The 232-nt window shown below is 65.5% G+C and carries 1 pseudogene; it reads right to left on the reverse strand.

Going from position 1 to position 232, the window contains the following annotated elements:
• Positions 1-56 precede the first annotated feature (56 nt).
• Positions 57-232 (reverse strand): annotated as a pseudogene (locus ACR9ZK_RS23700) (NUDIX domain-containing protein); the annotation flags it as partial.

The following is a 232-nucleotide window of genomic DNA, read 5'->3' on the forward strand; positions in this document are numbered from 1 at the left end:
GTCCGTGACCGCACGGTCAATCCCGTTGATGGGTCGGGTAGCGGCCTCGGTCATGCTCAGCGCTGGCTCGGGTGTGCCGGCCACGGCGCGTTGGCAGGACGCAGGCTGGTGAATCCATCGGCCTTCGCGGCTGCTGCGGCAAGGATACCCAACACAGCCGATGGGTTGTGCAGGCGCCCCTCCAGGACGGCCTTGACCGCTTCTTCAAGCGGAACCCAATGGAGTTCGATCT

Source organism: Monashia sp. HAY1-5C, assembly GCF_056755255.1.